We start from the raw sequence: 25833 nt of genomic DNA, 5'->3' as shown, positions 1-25833 counted from the left end.
CCTGATCCACTAATAAGCCTCGGCCGGTATCGCATGTTAGCTCTATGTTTCCCATGGGTTGATAACCGACACGCCAGCTGCTTTATAGGGCGCGGTGTCGCGTGATGCCACCACGAAACCGCGTGAAGCTGCAATTGCAGCGATATAGCCGTCAGGCGTTGGAAATCCTTGTCCGCCGGTCCTGGCTGTGATGGCAAGCTCGGCATATTGCCTTGCGGCGTCGGTATCGAAAGGCAGCACCCGATCCCCGAATAGTTGCAATAAACCCTCCAAGATTTTTGTCAGCATGTCTTTGCGTTTACCCGTAGGCAGCGCGGCGATGCCAAACAGTAGTTCGGCCAGTGTGATGGCGGGTAGGTACAGTGTTTCCGCAACTTGTTCATTCAGCCAAGCCAGCACCGCCGGGTGTGGTTCGGGCCTCATCGCTTCCGAAATGACGTTGGTATCGAGGACGATCAATCAAACCTCAACAGGGTCGGCTGGTGCCTTGTCTTCTATCTGTTCGAATACCTCGACATCCTCGTCGGTTAAACCGATCTGACGACCCAATGCCATCAGCGCTTCTCCCATACGAATACGTTCTTCAGGCTTGACGCTCATCGTCAATATCTCGCGAACCTCGGCTTCCGTGCTGCGCCCATGTTGAGCGGCGCGTACCCGTAATGCTCGGTGCACGTCGTCGGGCAGATTACGTACTGTCAGCATTGCCATGAAATCACCTCGCTATAATGCATGTTGTGCATTCATTATAAGGAATTGAAGGCACACCAACAACGCCAACAATTACGTGCAGCAAACTGTCATTGCCAATGTCCGGGGCAAATTCACCAGGCAAGCCTGCGACGCCGGCAACCGCGTCACCCAGACCGTCTACAACGGCGACGACAGGGAAGACCGGAGTCAGGTTGAGCATTCGAGCAACTTATTCAACCCAATAAAGCCAGCACCCCACATAGGTTGTGCGAGCCGGCGGCGAGGCGTGACGGTCGCGAACGATGCGCCTAACGGCGGCATCCTATTGAGTGCGCAGGCAAATACAGAATAACCCAAGAACGCAGATAGTCTATCACTGCGGCCAAAACACCTGAACCCACTGTTTGTAAAGGGCGAAATGATTGTCCGCGGACAACAGAATCAAATTTTTCTGGTAAGCACTTGCCAACAGCAACCGATCAAACGGATCACGATGTTGTTCGAATAGCGGAATTTTGTGATAGCCAAACAGACGGGCGTTTTGGATGGGCAAGAACCGAAAACCGGCACGTAGCGATTGACGATAAATCGCCTCTAACTCAGCGGTAAAGTCGGGCAGTTTGCCGATTTTTTGTTTAATCGCAATCTCGAACAAACTGATTTGACTGAAAATGACATCGTATTCTTGTCCGTGCAAGTTACGAAAGCATCGCTAAAAAATCATCTTGAATCAGCCGGACGGTTGTCTTGAAAACCGCCGTTGAACATATCACGCCAAACCTTTGCCAGGGATGCCATGACGAGCGCTGTTACAGACAGTGGCACCTAAAGCCGCGCTTATCCGCCTCACAACCACCTCGCTTCCCGTTTCAAGCGCTCGGCAATCAAATCGATGAAGCTTCTGACCTTGGTGGAGGCGTAGCGGCCTTCGCGGTAACCGCCCCAGGGTAATACATCCGGTTTCTCTAACTAACCCGGCGCACTGTGCAAAGAAGCCGGAACAAACCCTTCGTTCGACAACGCCAATATCACGCCGCGTATCAAAAAACTGCTGCTGAAGCCTATCGTGTATTGTCTTGCGCCGGGTTTGAGGGGTTGCAGCATTTGGCGTTCGACCAGCTTTTTGATTTGATAGGTGCGTTGCATGCCGGTCATGTTGGGCATGGCACTTTCGAAATCCGCGGCTTTGGCTGTTCCGGCTTTTGCCGCGATATGCAGAATCTTTTCTTCCTGCGCCGTGATCAATTCCCGCTCGCGGGCGTAGGCTAATGCCGGGGCCAGGATTTTGGCGCCCAAATAGCCGAAGTCGGCCAATTGGTCCAGTTTGCGCAATTCGTCCAAAATGCCTTGCAGTACGTAGACGCACCAGCTTTCCAAACCCTCGACTGTGCCTTTATCGGCTTGTGCGAGCATGGCGTAATAGCGGTCGCGGTCGTTGCAAAATACGGCGGTCGGGTTTAGTACCCGGCCGCCGGTATTGACGTTAAATCCGTATTTGATCAGCAGCGCATAGGTTAACAATCGGACGACGCGGCCGTTGCCGTTACCGAACGGGTGTATCCAGCCAAAGCGATGATGAGCTAAGGCGACTTTAATCAAGTCGTATTTTTTGGGATCGCCCGCGTTGATAAAAGTCACTAGCTCCGCCATGTAACCGGGCACCAACAGTGCTTCGGGCGGTAAATGTTCCGCCTGTGCGATTTGTACCGGCCGTTGCCGATATGCGCCGGGCGTGGCGTCGCCTTCGCGTTCCAGGCTATCGACCGTCATCGCGTGCAGTTCGCGGATCAAGTATTCGGTCAGTTCCTTGCCGGGATCAAAGTGTTCTTCGATGAAGTCCATCGCGGTTTCGAGGTTGACCATTTCGCGCAACTGGTCGCTCGGCGGTTGCGGGCCGCCGCCCAGCTTGCTCTCCACGTAATCGGCCAGGGTTGTGTGATTGCCCTCGATCCGTGCCGAGCCCAAACTTTCCAGCATGTGGAAAATTCGTTTCAGTTGAAAAAACACCTGTGGTGGCGTGGTGCCGCTCAATTGCAAACGCCGCAGGTATTCGAGCTCCGTCAACACGTCCACCAACGGCGAATCGAACGCCGGATTGAGCAGAGCCAAATCGTAGTGGTTAAATGCGGGCATGGTATCGGTTTTCTTGAAGTGACGTTTCTTATATCTTTAATATCGTTTGTATTGACAAACAATATCAAAAAGTTACGGTTACGTCGCTGACATATTATCTTGAATCAGCCGAAATATTATCTTGAAAACCGGTTAGGCGGATACATCAATACTTGGCATCAGTCCGGCGTGGAATTGCGTTTGTACTGAAGCTGGTGGCGATTGCGGCTTGCAGAAAACCCTAACACTCAGTAAGTTTTCAATTCTTGCAACCTTATCGAGAACGACGATGGCAGTCAGGCGACGCATGGAAATCAGTCAGACGGCGATTACCGGGGTTATTCCGGAGAAAAAGCCGCAACCGGCCCCGCGCCAACCCGCGCATAAAGAGTTCAAAATCGAATCGCGCTATCAACCGGCCGGCGATCAGCCGACCGCTATCGCCCGGCTGGTGGAAGGTATCCACGACGGCGAGGTGCATCAAACCTTGCTCGGAGTCACCGGTTCGGGCAAAACCTTCACTATCGCCAACGTGATTGAACGCACCCAGCGGCCGGCCATGATACTGGCGCCCAACAAAACGCTGGCGGCGCAGCTGTACGGAGAGATGAAGGAGTTTTTTCCGGAGAACAGCGTCGAGTATTTCGTCTCGTATTACGACTATTACCAGCCGGAGGCTTACATTCCGTCCTCCGATACCTTTATCGACAAAGACGCTTCGCTAAACGAACACATCGAGCAAATGCGTTTGTCGGCTACCAAAGCCTTGCTGGAGCGGCGCGATACAGTGGTAGTAGCGACCGTGTCGGCGATTTACGGCTTGGGCGAGCCGGAGTCTTATTTTCGGATGGTGCTGCATTTGGTGCGCGGCGATTTGATCAAGCAGCGCGACATCCTGCGCCGTTTGACCGAGATGCAATATACCCGCAACGACACCGAATTGCGGCGCGGCACCTACCGGGTGCGCGGCGAGGTGATCGACGTGTTTCCTGCAGAATCGGAAGAACAGGCGGTGCGGATAGAGTTGTTCGACGACGAAGTGGAGCGGCTGTCCATGTTCGACCCTTTGACCGGCGAAGTCACGCAGCGCATGGCCCGCTATACGATTTATCCGAAAAGCCATTATGTGACGCCGCGCGATCAATTGCTGGAAGCGGTGGAAAAAATCAAGCTGGAACTGGCCGAACGCTTGGAGTATTTGCGCGATAACAATAAATTGGTCGAAGCCCAGCGGCTGGAGCAGCGCACGCTGTTCGACATCGAAATGATTTTGGAGGTCGGCTATTGCTCCGGCATCGAAAATTACTCGCGGCATTTGTCCAGCCGCGGTCCGGGCGAATCGCCGCCGACCATGTTCGATTATTTGCCCAAGGATGCGTTGGTGATCATCGACGAAAGCCACGTGACCGTGCCGCAAATCGGCGCGATGTACAAGGGCGACCGCTCGCGCAAGGAAACCTTGGTGGAATACGGCTTTCGCCTGCCGTCGGCCTTGGATAACCGGCCGTTGCGCTTCGAGGAGTTCGAACTGATTTGCGGTCAGCGCATTTACGTGTCGGCGACGCCGGGGGCTTACGAAAAGCAGCATGCCGGCGCAGTGATCGAGCAGGTGGTGCGGCCGACCGGCTTGGTGGACCCGCAGGTGCAAGTGCGTCCGGCAAGCACGCAGGTGGAAGATTTATTGTCGGAAATCACCAAGCGGGTCGCCGTTCAAGAGCGGGTGTTGGTGACCACCTTGACCAAACGCATGTCCGAGGATTTGACCGATTACTTGATGGAACACGGCGTTAAAGTGCGCTATCTGCATTCGGATATCGAGACCGTGGAACGGGTGGAGATCATCCGCGATTTGCGCCTGGGCGTATTCGACGTGTTAGTCGGGATCAATCTGTTGCGCGAAGGGTTGGACATACCGGAAGTATCGCTGGTAGCGATATTGGATGCGGACAAGGAAGGCTTTCTGCGTTCTTTGACCTCGTTGATTCAAACCATAGGCCGGGCCGCTCGCAACGTCAACGGCACGGTGATTTTGTACGGCGATAAGATCACTCATTCCATGCAGCAAGCCATAGAGGAAACCGAACGGCGGCGCGACAAGCAAATTCGCTTTAATTTGGAGCACAACATTCAACCGAAAACGATATTCAAATCGGTCAAGGACATCTTGGAATTGTCTATCCCCGGTGCCGGTGGGAGCTCTATTGCCGGTACGCGGGCTAAAGTGGCCGAACCCGCGGCCCAATACAAGGCGATGAAGCCCAAGCAGGCAGCGAAATTGCTGAAACAATTGGAAGAACAGATGTATCAGCACGCCAAAAATCTGGAATTCGAGGACGCGGCGCGCATTCGCGATCAAATTAAATTACTGCAGGCGGAAATGGTGGTTTAGCCGAGCCGGGTCGACGCGCGCCCGTTTGAGCGCCGACATGCCACTGTCATACATTGTTAGCGGTTAACGGCTACTATTATCGGGTTATCGTTACTATTCGACCGGCGACTCTTCCGGCCTAGGGGAATGTCGTAAAAGCAATGATGCAGGTTGGGCGTTGTTGCGTTCAGCCCGACCTATCTTTTGCGACTACCGCGCCTGGCGGGATGAGGACGTATTGCAGAAAGGAGACCCCGAATGTTAGAACATGCGACGCCTATTTCCCCCGACTCCGTAACCGTGCCCGACGTGGGCGAATTGCAGCGCATAGATGCATTTTGGCGCGCCTGTAATTATTTGGCGGCCGGAATGATTTATTTGCGCGACAACCCGTTGTTGAAAGAGCCGCTTCAGCCGGAACACATCAAACAGCGATTGCTGGGGCACTGGGGATCCAGTCCGGGCTTGAGTTTTATGTATGTGCATTTGAACCGCCTGATCAAAAAATACGATTTAAACGCCATCTTCTTGGCCGGCCCCGGTCACGGTGCGCCCGGCGTTTTGGCGCCGGTGTATTTGGAAGGGACTTATGCCGAAGTCTATCCGAACAAGGGGGAAGACGAACAAGGCATGCTGGAATTTTTCAAGGAATTTTCCTTTCCGGGTGGCGTAGGCAGCCATTGCACGCCGGAACTGCCGGGTTCGATACACGAAGGCGGTGAATTGGGGTACAGCATTTCGCACGCTTACGGCGCGGCCTTCGACAACCCCGACTTGCTGGTTGCCGTGGCGGTCGGCGACGGCGAATCGGAAACCGGGCCGCTGGCGACATCCTGGCACAGTAACAAGTTTTTGAATCCGCTACGCGACGGCGCGGTGCTGCCCATCCTGCATTTGAACGGTTACAAAATTAACAATCCGACGCTGCTGTCGCGCATTTCCCACCAGGAATTGGAGCAGTTGTTTTTAGGTTACGGCTACCAGCCGTATTTTGTGGAAGGCAGCGAGCCGGCCGCGATGCACCAGCGTATGGCCGTCGTTTTGGAGGCCTGCGTATTGGAAATCCGCCGCATTCAGCAACAGGCCAGGATGAGCGGGATAGCAAGCCGGCCGCGCTGGCCCATGATTGTGCTGCGCAGCCCTAAAGGCTGGACCGGCCCCGGCGAAGTGGACGGGCATAAGGTGGAAGGATTTTGGCGGGCCCATCAGGTGCCTTTGGCCGGGGTGCGCGACAATCCCGCCCATCTGCAGCAGTTGGAGCAGTGGCTGCGCAGCTACAGACCGGAAGAGTTGTTCGATGTCGGCGGCAGCTTGCATGCCGAACTGAAAGAGTTGGCGCCGCGAGGCAATCGCAGAATGAGCGCCAATCCGCACGCCAACGGCGGTTTGTTGCGCAAGGCCTTGAGGATGCCGGATTTCAGAGAGTATGCGCAAATCGTGCCGGCGCCGGGCAAGGTATCGGCGGAAAACACCCGGCCCTTGGGCCAGTTCTTGCGCGACATCATGCAGGAGAACATGCACAATTTCCGGGTGTTCGGCCCGGACGAAAATACCTCCAACAAACTCGACGACGTGTATCAGGTCAGTAAAAAGGTCTGGTTGGCTGATTACCTGCCGGAAGATGCGGACGGCGGCGAGCTGGCGGCGGACGGCCGGGTGATGGAAATGCTGTCCGAGCATACGCTGGAAGGTTGGTTGGAAGGCTATTTGCTGACCGGCCGACACGGCTTTTTTTCCACTTACGAAGCCTTTGTGCACGTAATCGATTCCATGTTCAACCAGCACGCCAAATGGCTGGCAATGTCCAGGGCGGCGTCCTGGCGGGCGCCGGTGGCTTCGTTGAATTTATTGATTACTTCCACCGTTTGGCGCCAGGATCATAACGGTTTCACCCATCAGGACCCGGGCTTTCTGGATGTGGTGGTCAACAAAAGCCCGGAGGTCAGCCGCATCTATCTGCCGCCGGACGTCAATTGCTTGTTGTCGGTGGCCAACCATTGTTTGAACAGCGTCGATTACATCAACGTGATCGTCTGCGACAAACAAAAACATTTGCAGTATCTGGACATGGACGCGGCGATCAAACATTGCACCAAAGGCATAGGCATCTGGGCCTGGGCCAGCAACGACGGCGGCAGCGAACCGGATTTGGTCATGGCCAGCGCCGGCGACATTCCGACTAAGGAAGCGTTGGCGGCGACGGTGTTGTTGCGGCAAAACTTTCCGGATCTGAAAATCCGTTTCGTCAACGTGGTCGACTTATACAAACTGGTGCCGGCCGGCGAACATCCACACGGCTTGTCCGACCGCGATTTCGACAGCCTGTTTACCTTGAACAAGCCGGTGATATTCAACTTTCACGGCTACCCGTGGTTGATCCATCGGTTGGCGTATAGACGCAACAACCACAAAAACCTGCACGTGCGCGGCTACAAGGAGAAGGGCAGTATCAATACGCCTTTGGAACTGGCGATACAAAACGAGATCGACCGTTTCAGTCTGGCGATCGATGCGATCAATCGCATTCCGGCCTTGCAAGTGTCCGGCGCCCACGTCAAGGAAAAATTGCGCGACCGGCAAATCGAATGCCGCAATTACGCGTATGAAATGGGCACCGATTTGCCGGAAGAAGATCAATGGCAATGGCCTTGGTAAACAGGTCGGCCGGGTTTTGAACGATTGCGCGGCCGTCCCGCGCTCCGCTATTGATTCGCCAATTTTTCAAACTTACCGATACGCGGCTTGGATTCCGCGTTTGCCGCGCCGAGTAGCGAAGGATTTGAACGGGCAAATCGGCAGGGCGGCCGATTTGCCGGCACAGCAACCGCGCATGCAGCCCGCTGTCTTCGGTTGTTTCGGCCTAGGATCTATGTCCGTTTATCCTTCAAAGGTTTCAGTGCGCGTTGACGACCTTTCGCTATGAGGTTCGCGCATGTTTGTCGCTAAAATTGATGTTTTTCTTTAAAAATCATAATGTTATTTTTTTATGGCCGATGAGAAGCTGTTCGGGGCGACTTGTTTATGCGGCGGAGCGATAATATGGCGGTCGGCCGAGAGGTTGAAGACCATGGCGCTTCAATAAGGTGGGCTAGGCATTCGTCTCAATCGGCCATCGTTGGGGGGGGACGATTAAAGGGGGAGTTTGATCTGTGCGGTCAATTTGACGAGATAGGAATTCAATATGGGAGAACAGTCGCAATCCAGTGACAGACTGCCGACATGGTTAAGCGCCGATTTGCGCTTAGTGGGGGCGCTGGATAGGCGCATCATCGGCTTGTTGGCGGCTATCGAAGAAGTCGGCTCGTTGAACATGGCGGCTAAGCGGGTAGGCTTGAGCTACAAGGGCGCTTGGCTGATGTTGGAACGGGCCAATAACTTAGCGCCCACGGTGTTGGTGTCGGCGGCCAGCGGCGGCTTCCGGGGCGGTAATTCGAAATTGACTGCGGCCGGCAAGTATTTGGTTAGCGTTTTCAAGCAGCTGGAACAAGAACATGCCGAATTTATCGACCATTTGAATAGACGCTTAGCCGAAGACCCGCAGTTGTTGCGACTGTTAAAACCTTTAGCGATTAAGACGACTGCGGCTAACCAATGGTTTGGTACGGTCAAAAGCATGCGGGCCGGGGAGATAGACGCAGAAATCGATGTGATCTTAAAAAGCGGCGCCCGCATCGTGGTGACCTTAGCTTTAGCGGAACTCGCGCCGTTGCAAATCGGCTTGAATCAAGACGTCGTGGTATCGGTTAATGCCGCGGAAATAGGCGTCATTGCGGATTGGAGTCTACAACACGTTTCGGCGCGCAATTGTTTAGTCGGACAGGTCGTGCGAATTCGCGACGATGGGGTTGACGCCGAAGTATTGATTCGTTTGGATTACGCCGACAGTGTGGTTGCGACGATTACCCAAACCAGCGCAGGGCGAATGGGGTTAAAACCCGGCGTCATTGTCGGTGCCATGTTCAAAAGCAACGCAGTGATGTTGGCCGCGCGAAACGAAAGCGAGGTACGGACTAGCGTAGGTAACCCGTTCGAAATGGGTAAAACGGACGATAGTTCGGATCGGCATATGAATGCACCCGAGTATTAGCTCCCCCGGAAAACTTCGTTCAAATCCTTTAGGTTCAGGATCAAGTAGCGGCCGGGTGTCGGTTGACTCGGGCATTCCAGGCTCTCGCGCTGCGGCGGCGTCGGTGCGAGCCGACGTTAAATGAAGCCGACGCGACAGCAGCTCAAAAAGCGGCAGCCTTTCAACTTGGGGAAGTAATTTGTGATGGCTAAGCGCTATCCCCCCGGCCGGGCTCGAACGGGAAGACCGGAAAATCAGCGAATCCTGCCGCCAGTCTCATTCTTCCCCGCTGCTTGTTTGCCTGCGGCCTTGGTCGCTGCCCGGTCCGCCGGTGTCCTTGGCGCCGGCCAGCGAGAACAGCCAAGGACCGCCTGCTTCGGCATCGGCACTGACCAGCGCGGCCTGGCCGGCCGGCGATACCAGAAAGTCGGCGACTTTGGCGGCTTGCTGTCTGGTTTGCGGCGAAGCGGAATGGATTTTTCCGGGTTCCATGACAACGTAGGCTTTACGCAGGTTGGCGTCGCCCTTCAGCAAGACTTTCAGGCCGTCGCCGCGCAATTTACCGAAAGCGACCGGGATGTGGCCGACCACCACGTAGGCACGGCGGGCGGAGGCGAAAGTCAGGATGTCGTGCGGGTCGGCGGTTTCGTCCGGTAGCACCCAATCCGGCGTCGGCCGAATGCCGGCACGGCGCCAGATTTTCTGTACCATCGCGTGGCTGCCGGGGTCGCGGAACGCAAGGAACGGCGCGTGGGCTGCGGCGATTCGTTTAAACGCGGCTGCGGCATTGGGTGCGGCGCCAATACCGGCCGGGTCGTTTTCCGGCCCGACCACCACGTGTTCGTTAAAACCCCAAACTTGCTGGCGGCCGCCTATGCCTAAGGCTTGCAGTTGAAAGGTTTCGTCACCGCCGTGCACCAGTAACAAATCGGCTTTGCCGTTGCTGAAGTCCGGCAGAATGCCTTCTTTGTTATCCGCGGAGACGGTGACTAGTTTGATAGCGGTGGCCGCTTCGATCCGCGGCGTGAGTTTGTCCCAAACACCGCATAACGCCAGACCGCCGACCACCGCAACGCGTAGTGGGTTCGGGTCGGCGCCGGCGGGGAGAGGGCAAGCCGAAAAAATCGGTAGCAGCAAGGGTAGCAGGTGGAGCAGTGACTTGATTTTCATGGTAAGTCCTACAGGTCTAGTCGTAATTCGATGCCAAGCATCGCACCGGGATCGCGGAAACCGAGCTGGGTTTCGTAGTTTTGGCCGAGCAAATTGCGCCCGTACAATGACAGCCGGGTAACAGCCGGGCCGGCTTGAAAACTGCGGGACAGATTGGCGTCCATGCGCAAAAAGTCGCCGATGGGATGCAAGCGGCCGTCTACCGCTTTCCAATTGGAAAAAAACTTCTCCACTCGCAATAAGGACAGATTGATTTGCCAGGGATCGGCGTCGTGTTGCAGGCTGAAGGTATAGGTGTTGGGCGGTGCGGTGCGGCCGTAGTCTTGGGTGGTGGTATCGCCGCTGATGTACGTCCAGCCGAATCGGTAACGGCTGTTGCCTAAGGCCGAACGGAATTGGCCGTTCAGCATGAACTCGAAACCGTAGCGGTTGGTGTTGGTCTCGTTCCACTCGGTGGTGACGATGCCTTCGCGGTCGCGTACCGAGCGGGCCGGGTATTTGACGTTTTGGATACGGACGAAAAATCCGGTTAAGGCCGGATGAAATGCGGCCCAGCGTTCGTAGGTCAAACCGAGTTCGGCCTTCTTTTGCCCTTCCGGATGCAGTTGTATGCCGGGAAGCGGAATCACGGTTTGTACCGCACCTTGTTGGGCGTAATAGGCGCGGCCGTTGAATTTCAGATAATCGCCGGGTTGCAAAGAGAAGCCTAACGTTGCGAAACGGCTGGCCGGCAAGTTGCGGTTGACAATGTCCGGCAGAGAATAGCGCATCGGATCGGCGTAATAATGGTCTACCCCTTTGATGATGAATTGATCGTCCAAACGGCCGGCTAAGTCGATAGTCAGCAAGCGGTCGAACAAACCCTGTTCCAAGGTAGCGAATGCACCGCGGATGATTTCCTCACGCGGAAAATTTTCGTAATAGGAGGCACCGGTCGGCGTATCCCAATGCATGTGTTGGCCGCCGATGCGCAGCAACGTGTCGCCGAAACGGACGGTGTGCTTCAGATCGTAGCCGGCCAAATCTTCCAGATTGGGAATCATGCTGGGCGCAATGCCTGGCAAGAGGGTGCCGTTAATCTGATTGGCGTCCACGTGAAAACCGGATGCCGTAAATACCGTGGAATGCTCTTCGCCCCAGATGCCGTTGAATTGGCTGCTCAAGGTGCCGCCCCAGAAGGTGGTGCGCAGCGGCGCCAGTTGCCAGCGCTGCAAGCCTAATAGCGTTTCTTTCGGGTCGCCGGCTTGGATTTGCTGGCGGGTTTCGTCATGGTAGGCGGCGAATTCGCCGCGCAGGCCGAATAAATCCAAGCCGGCGCGCAACATGCCGGAATTGGACTCTTTGGCCATGTAATAGTCGGTTTTGCCGTCGGTTTGGTAGTGATTCAGACGGGCGGAGGCATAACCCAAGTCGCCTGCGCTGCCGGCGTGGACCGATTCCGAATCGGTCTGGAAACTTTCGGTGCGGGCCAATGCGCCGGCTTCGGTTTTCAAGGGCCGCCGGGTGCGGACGATGATGAAACCGTCGTTCGGTGCGCCGGATGGACGGCCGAAATCGACCATGGGCCCTAAGGTCAGCGCGGTCGAGTCGCGCACAACTTCGACTTGTTCGATTGCGGCGACCGGCAGGTTTTGCAAGATGCGGGCGCCGGCTTCCGACGGCACGTAGACGCCGTCGATGATGTAGCCGAAATACAAATCGCCGCGAATACGCACCGAGTATGGAATTTTGCGGCCCTGATACAGCGTCAGTACTCCGACCGCGTGGTTCAGCAAATCGAAGATGTCGGTAGGTTTCAAGGCTTCGATCTGTTCGGCGCTGAATTTTTGTACCGATAAGCGGCTGCTGGGTGCAACCCGGTAAGGATTGAGTCCGCTGTCTTCCTGTAAGTCGGGGTAACGCTGCTCCATCTCGCTGAGCCGGTTCGCGGTAACCACGAATTCGGGCATCATGGTTTCGGCTTGTACTCGTAAGGCTATGCTGAACAGCGCTATTCCAGAGAAACGCCGCTTGGGCGTTGCCGCCGATTGCACCGCATTGCGCGGTTGGGGGCAGGAAGCAACCGGCGGCAACATAACTGCAACCGGCTTAAGCCGAAACCGCCGTGTACGGGGAACGGCGGTGTTTGTTGTAGCTCAACAAGCCGGTTATCGCGCTTAAAAACAGCCAAGCCGAGGCCGGCAACGGGACTTGCGCCGGATTGACGTCGGCGGTGATGTAAATTTGCGGGTGTGCGCCGGGCTTGGTCAGTTGGTTGACCAGATATACGACTTGATCGTCGGCGGCGTAACCGTGGAAAGACAAAAAGTCGCCGGACATGATGTCGTTCACTAGGGCGGTCGCTAAATCCAAATCCCAGAAGCGCGGTGCACAAGGCGTGCTGACGCAGTCGGTCGTGCCGTTGGTGGTGCCGGTCGGATAATAAAACGTGCCTAAGGCTTCCTCGCCCGAAAATAAATCGCTGTAGGTGCCGCCGCTACCGTAAACCGAATTCCAGGTCAGATCGCTGTTGGTTAAACCGGTTAATCCGGCGGTTGCCGGGTCGAACCAATCGTCGTCGTTGAAATAGGAAATGCCGAAGTAGCCGGCGTGGGGTACGTTGAATTGGTTGTTGTTAGCCGGTACGCCTTCGATGTCGAAATTGGTATACCACTTCAGTTGTACGTCGGTAACGTGCCAGTTGCCGCTGCCGTAGGCGCTGTCGAAGCCGGACTTGATGGCCGCCGTATCGTAAGACACCAGATTTTCCATGCTGCGCACCTCGCTGATGCCTTGCACGAGATCGGCCTGCGGCGAGGAAATCATCATCGCTCCGTAACTGGACATATTGGAATTGGCTTGCACCGAATAGCTGGTAAGAAAGGTGTCGGCGGTGGCTTCGGTGCTCAACGTCAGCGAGGCGAAAGAAGCGTCGGCGTATCCTGCCAGAGTAGCCGCTACGGCTGCGGCGACGGCGGAAGGGATGTGTCTGGTTTGGTTCATTTGAATGTCTCCTATGGAAAATGGAGCTTAAGGTCCGGCCGCAGTGCCGGTCCTAAGCGAGATGTCGCAACAACTTGGCGATATTGATTCGAATTAAGTGGCTCCGTATCGCCGTCAGACTGAATAAACCGAGCCGACATCGGCTGCTGCCAGTGTGATCTGTCTCACATTCAGTCTTCGAAATGAACATTAATACATAACTAGACTGGCGGTCAATCGGCTAAAAATTGGGCCGTCCGGCGCGAGTGCTGTTGATGTGCCGACTAGCAGCAAAGCACCTCTGCTAATGTTCCAGGTGTTATTGTGTATTTAATTTAATAAATACAATAATTTATGTAAAATAAATTCAGTTTTTCACAATGTCATTATGCATGGTAAGGAAATGATCATTTTCTATTCGTGTTGCAATAGGAGGAAATTCTCGCTAATGAGAGGGCGTCGTCATACTGCAAATGTGAACCGGTAATTGAGAAGGAAATTTATAAAAAATCAATTTAAAACAGTTTGTTAAAAATTTTTGCCATTGTGCTGCCATCGTCCGGCGCTTAGGGGGTAGTCCGGCTCGGATTGGAAGGGATTTCGGGGTGAAAAGTTGTTCATAGGGTAATTTATGTATAAAAATACATAAAATGCTTTTAGTCAGACTTTGCCGAATGCAAGATCGGAGCGGAGGTTGCGGTGATACAGACAATATCGGTGCGGAAACGCAGATTTATAAGTTGCGGGTATATGACAAGCTCGGGCCGCATGTGTGCGGTGGCCGCGCTATTCGGAGCGATGTTGCCTATGCGTTCCGTTGCGGCCGAGACCACGCTTGGCGTCGAGGCCATTGCCGATACTTTTTTGAGTTCCGATCCGGGAACCGGCAGCGGCGGGGCGGGCGCAAGCAGCGACAATTCCGGTTACGGGGCGATGATGATCTCCGCCGACGTCGCCAACCCGGTGCAAGGAGTGAGCTATCCCAGGACGATGTATGCCGTCGTGGCTTACGACATGGCCGGCATCAAGGCCGGTTTCGATGCGCAGTTCGGGGCCGGGCAATGGGATGTGACCGACGTGACGGTAAGGTTCTATTCCAACTTTTCCATCACCGGCGTACCGGCGAACAATGCCCAATTCAACGTGCCGAATCCGGGATATTTCAATTTGTCCTGGCTTAGTAACGACGCTTGGTTCGACCCTTCCGCCGCCGGCGCTACCGGCCGCAGTCGGCCGGACTTTACCTGGAACAACCGCGAAAGTTACTTCAACGGTGCGACCATAGAAACCGTTGCACCTGATTCCGGATTTTACTGGGCCGGCGGCGATTACAACGGCACTACGGCCTGCGGGGGCGGCAGTTTTGCTCCGACTCAGCCGCCCTGTTTTTCGGCGACGTATTCTTTGATCAAAACCGTAAATCTGCTCAACGACATCAAAGCGGGCGGCTATCTGTCGCTGTTGGGAACACCGGCTGACAATCAAGTGGTGTATCTCATCAATCAACTGACTAAGCCGGACGCGCACCCCGGCATTTGGGTGACTGCGGATCTTAAACCGGCCGGCGGTGACGACGACTCGAACGGCGAGACCCCGACGCCGGTTTGGTCTTGTAGCGATAAACGACCGTTGGAAGATGCCATTCAAAATCAATGGCAAGTACGCGCCGGGCAGGCTGTAGGCTTTTACGTAACGGGGTACGATTGCCAAAACCGCTCGGTGGAAATTCGCGCGGCGGGATTGCCTAAAACCGCCAGCTTTACTCAGGACTTCGATGACGAACTGGGCAAACAGAAAGCGTTGTTCAACTGGACGCCGTCTTTAGCCGACGTGGGTAAAAGCAAAAGTGTGCGCTTTAAAACCGTGCTTAAAACCCAAACCGGTAGCAAATCATCGCTGGTCCGGCAAAGCAAAATCAGCGTATTGCCGCCGCTGCCCGGTACTGATACCGATGCCGCCGCCGAAGCGGTAGTGGCGAATATTACTGTCAGTCGTGCCCTATACCGTACCGGTAATAATCAAATGGACGTGCGGGGGCGTATCGTTTGGCAAAAAGGCAGCACCCGCGCACAACGTGCGCTGGCAATTGCCAGAGCCGTGCAAGTGCTGGATGGCGACGGACAAAACCTATTGCTGGAGGTTCAAGCGCCGCTATCCGGTCAGTGGAAAGCCAGTTTCGCTTTGCCCTCGAGTATGAGCTCTACACCTACCAGCGTTTCAGCGGTATTTCGCGGGAGAACGAGTGAGGCTAAAGCGTTAAAGGTACGCCCATGAGCGCGTTTTTACATGGATACGCTTACGAAGCTCAACGCCGGTCGAATCCGTTAGCGTGTTGCGGAGTGATTTTGGCGATGGCGTGGTCTGCGCCGGTCCGGCCGACGACGGTGACTCTGTTACCCTCTCAGGACACGCCGATATACGCCGACGACGGCGTGACGACGTTTACTTTTGCCACACATTCCAACGGGGCCGGTGAAACGCTGTTTGTAGGTACCAACGGTACCGGCAGTGCGCGCCGCAGTCTGCTGCAATTCGACCTGAACGTATTGCCGGCGGGCAGCGTGGTAACGGATGCGCGCTTGACCTTATTTTGCGACCGGGAGCCGAGCAGCGATTATCAGACGCTGTCGCTGCACACCGTTACCGAAGCCTGGAGCACCGGGGCTTCCAATTCCGATGCCTTGGGCACGCCAGGGCAGGGAGCGTCCGCCGAGCCGGGCGACAGTACCTGGTATTACCGCAGCTGGCCGAGCACGGACAATCCCAACGGTTTGACCTGGAATACGCCGGGCGCTTCCTTCGATTCCGCCGTGTTGGTCAGCCGGCAAGTCGGGCCGTTGAGCGTCGGCGGCGATAGGCGTTCCGTTTACGTATGGAACAGCGCGGCGATGACCGACGCGTTGAACGCCTGGCTGACCGATCCGTCAAGCAATTTCGGCTGGATCATGACCGGCAACGAGAAGCAAACCCGCACCGTCAAGCGCTTTATCAGCAGCGAGGGCCGAGTTAACAATTGGCTGAAGCCGAACTTGATTTTGGAGGTCGATATTCCGGACCAGGCTCCGGCTGTATTGAGTTTGATATCGTCCGGCAATCCGGCTGATGACAGGCAGAACATCGATATTACTGCCTTGCTGTTGGGAGGGAATGCGCCGACCGGCACGGTGAGCTTCAGCGACGGCAACACGCCTATAGCCGGTTGCGAGGCGGTGCCGCTGAGCGGCGGCCAAGCCGTGTGTCGGATCAATAAAATATTGACCGGCACCTATTGGATAAACGCGCGCTATGCAGGCGACGGGTCTAACCCGGCTACTGCCGCGAACATCCTACGCCAAGACGTCGACGAGCCGAGCACGGTCAGCGACAACTCGACCACGACAGTGTTAAGCGCGTCGCAGGATAGCAGCGCCGCCGGTTCGTCGGTTACTTTTACTGCCAGCGTCCGCGGCGGTTTAGGCCCCGCCGGCCTCGTCACGTTTATGGATGGAACGCAAACGCTGTGCAGCGGGGTGGTATTGGAACACCGTAGCGCGAGTTGCACCAAGGCCACGCTGAAACAAGGGATGCATAAAATTAGAGCCTTGTATTCCGGTGACGGTAGCAATCTGGCCTCCAATTCCAAATCATTAAGCTATACCGTGTTAGCCGGACAAGCGGTTTGCAATCCCGCCAGCAAGCCGCAAATGGCGCCGATGCAGACGGTGTGGAGCGTCCGGGTAGGCGATACCCTGCATATAACGACGGCGGCGACCGATTGCTGGCAGCGTGAAATCGCGTTGCAGACCTACAAATTGCCGGCGGGCGCGGAGTTTTCGCAACGTTACGATGCCGGCGCCGTCAAGCAAATCGGCGAATTCACTTGGCAACCTAACGAGGGCGAGGTGGACACCGTCAAAACCATCCGGTTCGGCGCGACGGTAAGTGGAATTTACGGACGCAAACAGGTGATCGGTAGCGCTGTCAAAATTCGAGTGCTACCGCCGGAAAACCACGACGCGGATTGCGGCAAATTCAGTAGACCGGTGTTGGATGATTTGCCTGAACGATTGACGATTCCGGCAAACCAGACCTTGCAAGTGCAGGTATCGGCGTCCGATTGCTGGAACCGTATCCTTACCTTGAATACCGGCCGGCTGCCGGCCGGTGCCACCTTCGAGCAAAGTTTCGATCAGGCGAGCGGAAAACAAACCGGTGTGCTGCGTTGGACGCCGCAAGCTAGCGACGCTCAACGCCGCAAACGCGTGCGTTTCAGCGCATCGGCCAGCGGTTTGTACGGGAGAAAATCATCTATGAACCGGAAATTGACAGTCGAGGTGCTGTTGCCGCAACAAGCGAATTTGCCTGATGCTGAATTGGCTGCGGCGGTGGAGAGAGTGCGGATAAGCGCTGCACGTTGGCATGCGCAAAGCCAGCAGTTGGAGGTTAGGGGTAAAATCGTCTGGAAGCGCGGCGTGTCGCGCGGCGTCAAAGCCAATGCGTTGGTCGAAGTGGTGCAGTTGAAAGCCGGCGGCGACGTGTTGGCGACAGGTCAAGCCGGCATCGCCGGCAACTGGCGTCTGTTTGTCGATTTGGTATCGGCGCCGGGCAGCGTCCAGGCCGAATTCAGAGATACCTTAAGCGAGGCGGCTAGCGTTCGATAGGCTTGCTGCTCCTGGAACAAAGTGGTGGTCGGCGTGGCTCAGGCGTGTCCGGTCAGTGCGATGCGCAGGAAGCTGCATTTACGGCTAGGCTGAGTTTTGATTTTCGGCTGCAGCTTGTGGCCTATCTGCGGGTCTCGCAGGTTTGACCAAGCGGACTTTAGGTTTCTGGATGTGCCTTCGGGCCGGCGCGGAGCATTAATTCCCCATGAAAATATGGTTTTTTTAAAAAAAGTCTCTACACTACATCGAAACAAAAATACCTACTTGGTCGGTTAAGTATGGGTGCTAGATGAGGGAGGGTGCATGAAGTCAGAAAAGCGCGTTCATAGAAGGATTAAACCGAGAGGTTTGCAAGCCGGTTTAACCGTTAGCGCTGCGGATAGAGAAATTTCCCTGGACGCGGATATTTTGGATATCAGTTACAGCGGAATTCGGGTTAAATTGAAAAAACCCATCGCTTCCCATTTAACCGGTAACATTAAAATCAATTTGATTTTACCGGAGTCCAACGCCCCTTTTTGCGTGCACGGGGTGTTAAAGCACCAAAGCGCAGACGACGAGTGCGGGATTCATTACATCGATCACGTCCATGGTTCGATCGACGATTTAATGTTCGAATGCGTGGAACTGGACGAGACCACCGTTTTTATCAAAACCCATTAAAGGTACGCAAGGCGGCACAGGGCGTGTGTCCCGTACCGCCTTGCTTGTGTTATGCGGTAATGACGAAGCGCACTGCGTCCAAACGCAATTGGGTTTCCTGGATGCATTCGTGCGACAGCATGGTCATTTCTTTCAGTTGCTGAATTTCGCTGTCTTTGATGCCGGGATTGATTTTTTTCAGTCTGACCAAGCGCTTGATTTCTCCTGTTAGCGCGGTAATCATTTTGTTGCTGTTTTCGTTGATTAAGTTTTGCATTCTGGCTTGGGCTTTCTGTTCGCCCACTTTGATCATGTCCTGAATCAAGCTTCTTTGATTGTGCAAGAACTGTACGATTTGTTCTTTATCCAGCCCGTTGTCGTTGGTATCGGTCATTGATTCATGGCTGACCGCTGCCGACAAATCTATTTTATGCTGATCGATCAAAATTCGAATGGGCGTGGGCGGCATAAAGCGGCCCAGCAACAAGTGAGCCGGGGCGCTGCATTCGGCTAAAAACAACAATTCCAGCAAAAACTGGCCGGGCCGTAGTTGCGGCTGCTTCACGATGCTGACCGCAGCGTTGCCGGTTTCGCTGGAAAGTACCAAGTCCATGGCCGATAGCACCATGGGGTGTTCTTGAGTCAAAAATTGCATGTCTTCGCGCGCCAGTGCGATTTGCCGGTTGGTGGTTACCGTCAAGCCGTCGTCTTGCAGCATCGGAAAGTGTGCAATACGCAGGTTTTCGCTAGGCCACAGGATATGGCAGTCGGCGGAATGGTATTCGACGTCTACCCCGTAGCAATCGAACATGGCTTCCATGTAGGGCCACAGGCTGCCGTCGTTTTCCTCTTCCGTTAGTTGGGCGATCAGCGCGTCGGCTTGTTCCCTTCGGCAGGAATTCAACTCCAGCAATTGATCGCGGCCGTTATGCAGTTCGTCCTCGATTTTTGAGGTTAGCCGGCGCGTCTGCTCGATAAAGTCCGTCAATTCGCCTGAGTGGTGGGCGCTAAGCTGGCGTTGTAGCTCTTGGTCCAACAGTTTGGCCACGTGTCCTGCCGCCGAGCAATTTCGCCTGAACGCGTCCAAGCCTTCGTCGTACCAACGAAACAGCACGTGTTGAGCGCTGCCGACTATGTAGGGAATATGCAGCTGAATGACGTGTTTTTGGCCTATCCGGTCGAGTCGGCCTATACGTTGCTGTAGAAGGTCAGGGTTATCGGGCAAATCGAATAGCACCAGATGGCGGACGAACTGGAAATTGCGGCCTTCGCTGCCGATTTCCGAACATAACAGTATTTGGGCGCGGCTTTCGTCGTCCGCGAAAAAGGCGGCGGCTCTGTCCCGTTCGACTATGCTCATGCCTTCGTGGAATACCGCGCCGGTATGACCGACGTGCAGCCTAAGCAATTGTTCCAGTTGCACGACGGTTTCGGCCCGTCGGCAGATTAACAAGGTCTTTTCTTCGCCCAGCCGTTTTAAAAAGTCCAACAACCATACAAAGTAGGGGCTGTCTGCCAGGGGCAGGTTGTCTTCACCCTGCAACGGATAGTCGAAGCGTTGTCGCTCGGGAAAGCCTTGCACCGTATGCCGGGAATTCCGGAACAGGATTCGGCCGGTGCCGTGGTGATCCAATAATAAACCGATCAATTCTTCCCGCACGGCATCTTGTTCGGGGGCGGCCTGCAGACGCTCCAGCAAGGCATCGGCATTGTCTTGTTGCAGAATTTTTTTCAGTTGCTCACGTGCGGCGCGGTCCAGTGGGTGACCGGACAACAAGCGGTTGGCTAACTCCGCAACCGGGGCGAACTGACGTTCGTCGTTTAAATAGTGTTCGAAGCTGTAAAACCGGTCCGGGTCGAGTAAACGCAAGCGGGCGAAATGGCTCTCTTTGCCGAGCTGTTCGGGCGTGGCGGTCAAAAGAATCAGACCGTCTACGTTATGGGCCAGCCGTTCCACGAACGAATATTCGGCGCTGGGTGCGTGTTCGCTCCAGGCCAGATGGTGGGCCTCGTCCACTACAACCATATCCCAGCCGGCATCCAGGGCTTGTGATTGTCGTTCCGGGAAATCGGCGAAGAATTGCTGGCTGCAAAGCACCAATTGTTCCGATGCGAACGGATTGTCTTCTTGGCAGGCCAGACAGCGAGTTTCGTCCAATAAGCTAAAACGCAGGTTGAAACGGCGCAGCATTTCCACCAGCCATTGATAAATCAGAGCTTCGGGCACCAAGATCAATATTCTTTTGCTCAAGCCGTTCACCAAGCGGTGATGCAAGATCAAACCGGCTTCTATGGTTTTTCCCAAGCCGACTTCGTCGGCCAACATCACGCGCGGCGCTACCCGATTCGCGGCTTGGTGCGCGATATAAATTTGGTGCGGGATCAGCGCGGCACGCGCGCCTTGCAAGCCTTTAACGGCCGATTGCTGGTGACGCTGTTGGCGTTGCCAGGTGTCGAAACGCAAGCTAAACCAAGCGCTGGGATCGAATTGGCCGGTAAACAAACGATCTTGCGGTTTGTTGAACTGAATGGTGTGATTCAGTTCCATTTCGTCGATTTGCTGCAATTGGCCATCTTGGTCCAAGCCGAGGTAACTTAACAAACCGTTTTGTTGAGCGACCTGCTGTATGGTGATCTTGATGAATTCGCTGGACTCGATGATGTCGCCGACGGCGAATTTGACGCGGGTCAGCGGCGCATTGTCGCGCGCATACACCCGCTTATCGCCGGTAGCTAAAAACATTACGGTGACGCGGTTGTAATCCGCCTCCAAGATCATGCCCAAGCCCAGTTCGGACTCGGTGTTGCTAATCCAGCGCTGGCCGGGAATAAAGTCGTTCATTGTGTTACTGCGTCAAAAACGATAAGGGATCGATATTATATAGCGTTAGGAGCGTATGGCGGGTGTGCGGATGGATACGGACTTATGGAAGGTTAGGATAGACCACTGCGCGAGCGTCGTGCAGAATACTAGCGCAGTATGCAGTATATAAAAACGCGTGCTTAATTCTTCTCCGGACGTCAGTTGCTCCCGGTTGGAACTCAGTAGAAATTGTGCTGCCGAGAATAATCGGCCGTATTTAAATATAAATTGTTCGGTTCCCCAGTTAAACAATTGATAGCTCATGGGTAATGAAACAGCAAATATAATGCCTAGCATACCGGTTCTGATATACTGGCGATAGGATAATGCAGCCGCCAGGGAACTGCCGAGCCAAGCAAATAAAAATAAATAGATTAACAGGTTGATTGTTTTAAAAGAATAACCGGCGTTTGGCAATAACTCTATCAGGTTGTCTGTGCCTGCTTCTACGATCACTACCCAAAATGCCAGCCCTATACATATTCCGCTTTCAATCGCTCCTAAAATAACGGGTAATAAGGAATGGCGAGGATTGACGGCCGAGTAGATGGAGAAGAATGTTCCGGCTGTTATCATGGTGGAAAATATTCCAAATAGAAACACGAAGCGCAGCCCCATTTCCAATTCCGACGGCAGCGATAAAACCGGATTGCCGATCACGTCGTATATACTTTCCATAGGTAATGTGATTCTCACCAATAGCCAGGCGATTAGGGCATGAATCGACACGGTTTTGATGACGAAAAAACCAAGGTTTTTCGATTTGCCGCCAAGTTTCAGTAAATACCACATCGGAAACGAGAAACACCAATACAGTAAAACGGTGAAACCGAATGTATTCAGCAGCGGGTATTCCGAGGCAAACAATTCTCGAAAATTATAAGGAATCCTAGAACTGTTTTTAAGTAATGTCAGAGTTATAAAAGTCGCTAAAAAGGGTAAGGCGGAGAAAAATAAACCGAAAGGTGCGGGGGCGCTTGTCGAAATCGGCCGTGTCTGGCCGGTCGGATTTTTGGATTTTCTGTCGGTGAAAAATCCGCTTTGCGAGATTGGTACAGGCGCCGGAGCGGTGGCGAGTAACACGATGATTTTATATCCGGCGTAACCGCCCAATACTTCCAGCAGCCAATCGGTTATATCGGTGCTTTTTTGCGGTATAAAGGCTTGACCGAATTCGATCGTGAATGCGATCAAGCCTATTAAGGCTAAAATTAATGCCGGAATCTTATCGGTTTTTTTATTGAGCGGATACAGTGCGGCAAGCGCGCCTAGCGGGAAGAAAAATAAGGTTTTATGGAATACCTCGGTAATAGCTCGATATTCCGTGCCGTAATAATAAGAATAAAACGGTAGCTTGAAGAAACTTGCCGTCCAGTTTGTCAAGCCGAGTGTCGAATCGAAATGATAGGGATACCAAAATACTGCCGCTATGATAAAAGACCACGCGATAAAAGCGCCTATCAGTAGCGGTTTTAACAGTGTAATTCGGCCAGGCAAGCTTTGCCCGGATTGTGAAACGAGTTGCAAGCCGATGCCGCTTCCCATCAAGGCGGTAACAATATCGGTAGTATCGGTGGTTCGGCTATAGACAAATAATTGCAAAAATTCGATTACAGTCGCGGCAACCAGCGTTTTAATCAATAGTTGCGAACGGGTGAAATTTCCGTTCCGGCTCCACAACCACGGTACCGGGCACCACAACAGTATATCGGCGACCGTTTGATAAATGTTTTGAATGACGTCGGATTGTAAATGGGTGAAAGGAATCAGTACGATTCGGCCTTCTTGCCATTTATGAAAAAATTCCACCGGGCTGAGCGTCAAATCCAGCGGAATTACGCTGTAAAACAACAATCCGCCGATATAAAGCTTTAAATAAATCAGTGGATCCGATTTGTTTAAATAATATTTTTTAAGCCATTCAAAAAAACTATTTCCGCTGAAAAGCCAAGCAAATAAGCCGATAAATCCACCTAGGGTCTCGGCGATAATGTCGTTTAGAGAAACCGTCCTAGGAGGGAAAAACAATTGGCAAAATTCTATCGAAAATGTCAGCAGAATACAGGCAAATAAAACCAATGTATTGCCGATACCTCTTAATAGTTTGTTTTGCGTGGCCAGCGAAAGTCTGCCGCACCATAAATAGGCGAGCGGAATGAATAATAATATATTGGCAACCCAGTCCGCTCTGGAGGCTATGCCTAGATTGAGATAACGGATATTTTGAAACTTGGACCATGCTTCCGCAAGAGGAAACGGTCTGTAGTCCAATGGCACCAAGCTGCCGTAGACAACAAATATCGTATATAAAACGCATACTATAGATAATTGTTTTTTCACTGACTCATTTCCGCTACGGCAAAATATCAGCTGTATTGTAGAGTAAGATTGGCGATAAACGAGTCGAGTTGTTCGTGCGGTAAGTGATTGATCCCCGCCGCCGCCTTGCGTCCGCCGCCGGTAGGAAATTTGGCGCATAACTCGTCGGCGCCGGCTTTTTTGTGTAACGGAGCCCTAACACTTACTGTATAGCCGCCTTGCCGATTGTGGCTGAGCACGGCGTGCGCTCTGTCCGGATAGCGGTTGGCTAAGTCATTGCTCCACACTCCGCTTACCCGGCGGCTCCACCGCTCGTCCGGCAGAATAAACAACGCGGCGTTAGCCGATTCGTATTCCGGGGCAACTTGCCAAGCCAAGGCCAGATCGTTCGCATAGCCTTCACTCAAGCGGCGAAATAGTTCGTCGTGCTCGGCGATGAAATCGAGCGGAGACCGGTAGGGTCGCATCAGTTCGAAAAGCTCTTCCGGCGGAAAATGCAAATCCGCGACGCTCTCCCCGTAAGCGTTGTAATTGATGCAGATTCCCAATTGTTTGAGAGTTTCGCTGGCTGTTTGCTCGAGTCCGATCCGGTTGGCCAGGGCTTGCGCGCTGCTTGCCAAATTGTCGCCGAATGCCGCGGTCACCGCCCATGCCGAGAATTGGTGCTCTAAATGCCGATCGACCAGCAGGCTGGTGCAAACATTGGGATCCGTGTTGATTAGCGGTTGTAGCCCAGGGTGTTTGGGTATGTCTGCGCCGGGATTGTGGTGGTCGACGTAAAACACCTCGACTTGCCGGTCGAGTAACTTCGTTAAAGGCTCGCGGTTCTTTTCCAAGGCGATATCCAGCACGGTTACTTGCTTGGCGGTTTCCGGGTCTACCTGTTTTAGCAGACTGATATCGCGCTTGACGCCGGTAATCAATTTGGCTGCGCGCGGTTCGGCCAAGCGCAGCTGGATCAGCGCGCAAATTCCGTCGGCATCGCCGTTAAATACATCGAAATTCATGGGGCGGCCTTTGCCAGCGTTGCGGAATCAAGGACGCCGCGTTCAGCCAACAGTTTTAGCACTTGGTCTACGCATTGCTCGAGATTTTGGGCGCCGGTATCTACGGTTAACTCCGGTTTTTCCGGCGCTTCGTACGGAGAGGAAATACCGGTAAAGTGCTGAATCTCGCCCTGTCGGGCCTTTTTATACAAGCCTTTTACGTCGCGCTGTTCGCAGATAGTCAAATCGCAACTGCAGTAAATTTCGATAAAGTCGCCGTGAGGTACCAGTTTGCGGGCCAGCGCCCGTTCGGCTCTGAACGGGGAGATAAAGGCGGTTAAGGTAATTGTGCCGGCTTCCAGCATCAGTTTGGCGACTTCGGCGATGCGGCGAATATTTTCTTGTCGGTCCGCTTCGGTGAAGCCCAAATCGCCGCACAGACCGTGCCTGACGTTGTCGCCGTCGAGTACGAACGTTCTACAGCCGAGTTGGTGCAAGCGTTCTTCGACCGCATGCGCCAGCGTCGATTTTCCGGCCCCGGATAAGCCGGTAAACCATAGAATGACCGATTTGTGGCCGTTTTGCGCTTCGCGTCTCAGACGGGTAACGGTGGCGTGATGCCAAACGGTGTTGCTGCTTTTAGGTTCCATAGTATCTGGCGTTTGATGGTAAAGGGAGGGGACAGTTAGCGGCCGTAATCCAGTTGTTCGATATCTTTCAAAATGCCGTTTTCGAAGCGTAGGTACTCCCGAAAACGCCTAGGGCCGAAATTGTAGATCCACTCTTCGATTTCGACTTCTTCGAATTGCTCCAGCTGCAGTGCGCCGTAGGGATGGCGCAAGCGGCTGCCGCGTATGCCGCTACGTCTGTCTACAGTCGCCGGTTCGCCGCATTTGTCCAGCACGTCCAGTTTGTGATCGCCTATTCGCACCAATTCGTGACCGCAACGAAACGCATGGGCGTTGTTAGACAAGGCAAGGCCGCAAAGGCTTAAAACCAGAGTTGGCAAGATC

18 protein-coding genes are annotated in these 25833 nt (G+C 54.1%); 6 read left to right on the top strand and 12 right to left on the bottom strand.

The features are described from left to right. Positions 1-42: 42 nt before the first annotated feature. The 4 genes from F1E05_RS12915 to F1E05_RS12900 form a co-directional block, all read right to left on the bottom strand. A complete protein-coding gene (locus F1E05_RS12915) occupies positions 43-459 on the bottom strand; it encodes a type II toxin-antitoxin system VapC family toxin (protein WP_150049089.1) in 417 nt (138 codons plus the stop codon). Further along, a complete protein-coding gene (locus F1E05_RS12910; RefSeq protein WP_150049087.1) occupies positions 460-711 on the bottom strand; it encodes a FitA-like ribbon-helix-helix domain-containing protein in 252 nt (83 codons plus the stop codon). A gap of 355 nt (positions 712-1066) precedes the next feature. Beyond that, complete coding sequence (locus F1E05_RS12905) at positions 1067-1390, bottom strand: type II toxin-antitoxin system VapC family toxin (protein WP_150049085.1); 324 nt, start codon at positions 1388-1390, stop codon at positions 1067-1069. A gap of 272 nt (positions 1391-1662) precedes the next feature. Then, positions 1663-2826 carry a Fic family protein gene (locus F1E05_RS12900; protein ID WP_150049083.1) on the bottom strand — a complete coding sequence of 388 codons (1164 nt, stop codon included), beginning with the start codon at positions 2824-2826 and terminating at the stop codon, positions 1663-1665. Positions 2827-3094: 268 nt separating this feature from the next. Between F1E05_RS12900 and uvrB the strand changes: the two genes are divergently transcribed. From uvrB to F1E05_RS12885, 3 genes are all read left to right on the top strand, one after another. Continuing rightward, entirely contained in the window at positions 3095-5194 is a 2100-nt protein-coding gene (uvrB, locus tag F1E05_RS12895) for an excinuclease ABC subunit UvrB (RefSeq protein ID WP_150049081.1), read from the top strand. Positions 5195-5431: 237 nt separating this feature from the next. Further along, positions 5432-7828 (top strand): phosphoketolase family protein, encoded by a 2397-nt coding sequence (locus tag F1E05_RS12890; protein WP_150049079.1) that lies wholly within the window; start codon positions 5432-5434, stop codon positions 7826-7828. A gap of 526 nt (positions 7829-8354) precedes the next feature. Continuing rightward, positions 8355-9260, top strand: a complete 906-nt coding sequence (locus F1E05_RS12885; protein WP_150049076.1) for a TOBE domain-containing protein — start codon at positions 8355-8357, stop codon at positions 9258-9260. A 255-nt stretch (positions 9261-9515) separates the two neighbouring features. Here the strand turns inward: F1E05_RS12885 and F1E05_RS12880 are convergent, their stop codons facing one another. Genes F1E05_RS12880 through F1E05_RS12870 form a run of 3 tightly spaced genes read right to left on the bottom strand, consistent with a single transcriptional unit; the run spans position 9516 to position 13391 of the window. Then, complete coding sequence (locus tag F1E05_RS12880; protein ID WP_190303133.1) at positions 9516-10409, bottom strand: tungsten ABC transporter permease; 894 nt, start codon at positions 10407-10409, stop codon at positions 9516-9518. Between the two features lie 8 nt (positions 10410-10417). After that, positions 10418-12484, bottom strand: a complete 2067-nt coding sequence (locus F1E05_RS12875) for a TonB-dependent receptor plug domain-containing protein (RefSeq protein WP_150049074.1) — start codon at positions 12482-12484, stop codon at positions 10418-10420. A 13-nt stretch (positions 12485-12497) separates the two neighbouring features. Further along, positions 12498-13391 carry a hypothetical protein gene (locus F1E05_RS12870; RefSeq protein ID WP_150049072.1) on the bottom strand — a complete coding sequence of 298 codons (894 nt, stop codon included), beginning with the start codon at positions 13389-13391 and terminating at the stop codon, positions 12498-12500. Between the two features lie 786 nt (positions 13392-14177). On the opposite strand from F1E05_RS12870, the gene F1E05_RS12865 reads away from it, so the two are divergent. The 3 genes from F1E05_RS12865 (at position 14178) to F1E05_RS12855 (ending at position 18673) form a co-directional block, all read left to right on the top strand. After that, positions 14178-15644 (top strand): hypothetical protein, encoded by a 1467-nt coding sequence (locus tag F1E05_RS12865; RefSeq protein WP_150049070.1) that lies wholly within the window; start codon positions 14178-14180, stop codon positions 15642-15644. After that, positions 15641-18010 carry an Ig-like domain repeat protein gene (locus F1E05_RS12860; RefSeq protein ID WP_150049068.1) on the top strand — a complete coding sequence of 790 codons (2370 nt, stop codon included), beginning with the start codon at positions 15641-15643 and terminating at the stop codon, positions 18008-18010. Before F1E05_RS12865 ends, F1E05_RS12860 begins: the two co-directional genes overlap by 4 nt. A gap of 303 nt (positions 18011-18313) precedes the next feature. After that, positions 18314-18673 (top strand): PilZ domain-containing protein, encoded by a 360-nt coding sequence (locus F1E05_RS12855; RefSeq protein WP_150049067.1) that lies wholly within the window; start codon positions 18314-18316, stop codon positions 18671-18673. 49 nt (positions 18674-18722) lie between these two features. Here the strand turns inward: F1E05_RS12855 and rapA are convergent, their stop codons facing one another. The 5 genes from rapA to F1E05_RS12830 are packed head-to-tail and all read right to left on the bottom strand — an operon-like array spanning position 18723 to position 25793. Further along, positions 18723-21494, bottom strand: coding sequence for an RNA polymerase-associated protein RapA (gene rapA / locus F1E05_RS12850; protein ID WP_150049065.1), 2772 nt, complete (start codon positions 21492-21494; stop codon positions 18723-18725). A gap of 45 nt (positions 21495-21539) precedes the next feature. Continuing rightward, positions 21540-23855 (bottom strand): VanZ family protein, encoded by a 2316-nt coding sequence (locus F1E05_RS12845; RefSeq protein ID WP_190303132.1) that lies wholly within the window; start codon positions 23853-23855, stop codon positions 21540-21542. 26 nt (positions 23856-23881) lie between these two features. Beyond that, complete coding sequence (locus F1E05_RS12840; RefSeq protein ID WP_150049062.1) at positions 23882-24841, bottom strand: DHH family phosphoesterase; 960 nt, start codon at positions 24839-24841, stop codon at positions 23882-23884. Beyond that, on the bottom strand, positions 24838-25470 hold the full coding sequence (cysC, locus tag F1E05_RS12835) for an adenylyl-sulfate kinase (RefSeq protein ID WP_150049060.1): 633 nt from the start codon (positions 25468-25470) through the stop codon (positions 24838-24840). The genes F1E05_RS12840 and cysC overlap by 4 nt, the downstream gene beginning before the upstream one ends. A gap of 35 nt (positions 25471-25505) precedes the next feature. Continuing rightward, entirely contained in the window at positions 25506-25793 is a 288-nt protein-coding gene (locus F1E05_RS12830; protein WP_232056649.1) for a DUF2845 domain-containing protein, read from the bottom strand. Positions 25794-25833: the final 40 nt, after the last annotated feature.

Source organism: Methylomonas rhizoryzae (assembly GCF_008632455.1).
Taxonomy (GTDB): Bacteria; Pseudomonadota; Gammaproteobacteria; order Methylococcales; family Methylomonadaceae; genus Methylomonas; species Methylomonas rhizoryzae.
Note: the sequence above shows the minus strand (reverse complement) of the source record. Positions and strands in the feature narration are given on the sequence as shown.